Annotated in this window: 2 protein-coding genes; both read right to left on the reverse strand. The window is 50.9% G+C overall.

Features of this window, described 5'->3' with window-relative positions; translation table 11 throughout:
* Positions 1-323 precede the first annotated feature (323 nt).
* Positions 324-1,346: a PEP-CTERM sorting domain-containing protein gene (locus P8N76_24100; protein MDG2384773.1), complete on the reverse strand. Its 1,023-nt coding sequence runs from the start codon at positions 1,344-1,346 to the stop codon at positions 324-326.
* 984 nt (positions 1,347-2,330) lie between these two features.
* Positions 2,331-2,609: a hypothetical protein gene (locus tag P8N76_24105; protein MDG2384774.1), complete on the reverse strand. Its 279-nt coding sequence runs from the start codon at positions 2,607-2,609 to the stop codon at positions 2,331-2,333.
* Positions 2,610-2,628: the final 19 nt, after the last annotated feature.

The following is a 2,628-nucleotide window of genomic DNA, read 5'->3' on the forward strand; positions in this document are numbered from 1 at the left end:
AAACTCACTGAGATTGTCATACTAGCCACGACCAAGCATGAACTTTTCTTGCCGGTAGCCTTGATGGTAATCACCAACGTGGCCGCCCCAAAAGAGAACTGAACTTCAGCCGAGAATTCCGTTAAATCCCCGGAACATGAGGACGAGTTTTCCAATTTTATTGGACGCATTCATCGCATAGAAACCATTACCCACCGCGCATTCACAATCGAAAAAGAACGGTTAAACGGAATATCGAGAAGGCCAGGCCCACCCAAACCCATTCAGGCCCAGCCGGCGTTCGAAAGAACAAGGGGCGCTTGGGGCCCAAATTCGAACACGATTTAACGCCGGTGCCAGAACAGAAGTGCACCGATCGCCAGCAGCAGGACGCTGGACGGTTCCGGAACCGCCAGCGCATCAGCTCGCTTACCACTTTCGTAACCGCCACTTACGAAAGCGGAAACGAAATCACCACTATCGAAAAAACCGTCCGCGTTCCAATCGCCCTGGCTCCAGGTCGCGGGCAAACCCCGCTCGTACAGCCCCGCAACGAAAACGGTCACAAAATCGCCGCTCGCAAATTCCCCGTCCAGATTCGCGTCACCGATCCATGAATTCAGGAAAGTCGGGCCTTCCACAAACAACCGTAAATCCTCGAAGTCGACCCGACTATCATCGTTCAAATCGAACGTTGCTGCCTGCCCTCCCACTCCGACCGCATCCGCCAACAAATCAAGATCTTGCACATCCAAAACACCATCACCGTCAAAATCTCCGGGTTCGTCTGCCCCAGTCACGACCACCCGAGATGGCAAGAAGATGATTTGCGTATCCCGAGTGACACCACTACCGTCCACAAAAAAGTCCTCATTCGGCCCAAGATCACGACTGAAATCAAGCTCTAATGGGTAACTGTCGATCGCGCTTGCACGATTGGTGAGCACCACTTTTGCAAGTGGAGCCCCTTGATAAGCTACCGGAGGAGAATTGGATTGAGAGACATTTCCATGCAAAGAAACTTCGCCCGTTGACGTCAACTCGATCAAAGCCGGCGCTGAAAAACCGAAATAGTTCAGTTCACGTTGGATCGTTACATCCGCAACCGTTCCAATCTCCGCTTTCTCCCCATCGAACATCATGGTAATGCCGGCGCTAAATAACCCAGCAGAAATCGGCTGAAGACCTTCACGACTGGAGTCGCCATCGATGAGTACCTGAGCGACAACCGTTTCTCCCGGCCCGCTCACCTGATACACCTCTTGATCGAATCGAACGGTAATTCCCTCCGAACGACCAACTGTTACGGCAAAGGCGAAAACCACGAAGACGATCGTTGCACTGCCAACTCTTGATTGTTTCCACATGGCGTCTTCTCGTCTCAAAAAAAGGCTCGGCAACCACTACACAATTTCTATCGTTCTATCGCCAGTATCATCTGAATGTTGACAGACCAAGTATAACTGAAATTCAACCCGCCCGTTTTACTCGCGCCGAATACAATTTAATGACCTGATTGAAGCCGAACAGCGTGATCCGCAATAAACCCCTGCCGCGTCAGGAATCTGCAACAACTCAAACAAGCGACGTCTGCGTTGGTACTGTCGTCAAACGGCTTTTTTCAATGCGGTCGAGCTGCTATTTTCCTGGCTAATTTGCAGGTTCTATCAGCAACATGCACGGTAACGCTTTCCATGTTTTATGCAACGAAATGGCAACTATTTTCGTTGAATCGTTCCGTAACAGATAGGTCAACGATCGATCTTGTGCGCCAACAGGCGTGATAAATCGCCATGCAGCCTGCCATCTTGACCGATTTTGCTCGACTAGCGGCAGACCAACTGTTCAAGAGCCTTCACAAATTTAGCGGCATCCCGCCACGCTCGGCAATCGTCTTCGTCACCCGGTCAACTTGCCACAAACCAAGTTGGTGTCTGCTTAACTGGCAGAAAGTCTTTGCATTTTCCTTGCGTTTTCCTGATTAGTCAGTAGTTTGCAGGAAACGCAGCGGGCAAGTAATTTCCTGGGACAACACTATTTCTGAGTTCGTTTCTGGACAGGACTGTTCAAACCCTTGTTGCGGCTAATTCGCACCGGATGTCACCGTTTCAACCCAACCCAAAAACACACCACCGAGAATAAACTACCAACGATTTTTCAGCCGCTCCGCAGGTCGATTAGGCGCTTGGCAATTCCTGCGTTTCGCTTCCGATCAATCGATCCGGCCGACTGACATTTCCTCCACATTGTCAACATGAACTGCGAGACATCACCATGTGGAACATCACGAAGCCGCCGAACTTAACCCCCCAAACCACTTTCCTCCTTCGGCGGTTTTTAGTTGGCAACCCTCACTCGTCGAGAATCATTTCACCTGCCAGATGGGGCGAGGAGCAGTCAAGGGAAGCGTACAACCTATCGTTGACGACGCCTGCGAAAGTGGCGAGTTCATTCACTTCGATGGGCCGCAGACTGATCTCCTTATACGCACTTCCAACCAGATCGAGGTGTGAGCTACCATGCAGTTCGTCTCGGCCTGTTAAGATCCAACCCGGCAGCATTGGGTTACCAACACAAAACATTCTACCGAGTTGTCGAAAACCGCCAAAGAGTTCGACGCATCGGGCCATGCTTTAGGAGTTACAAACC

The sequence above is a fragment of the Pirellulaceae bacterium genome (genome assembly GCA_029243025.1).
Classification (GTDB): domain Bacteria; phylum Planctomycetota; class Planctomycetia; order Pirellulales; family Pirellulaceae.

Bases quoted from the DNA above. Each gene is read 5' to 3' on its own strand.
- P8N76_24105 (MDG2384774.1), bottom strand. From the start codon at position 2,609: ATGGCCCGATGCGTCGAACTCTTTGGCGGTTTTCGACAACTCGGTAGA.
- P8N76_24100 (MDG2384773.1), bottom strand. From the start codon at position 1,346: ATGTGGAAACAATCAAGAGTTGGCAGTGCAACGATCGTCTTCGTGGTT.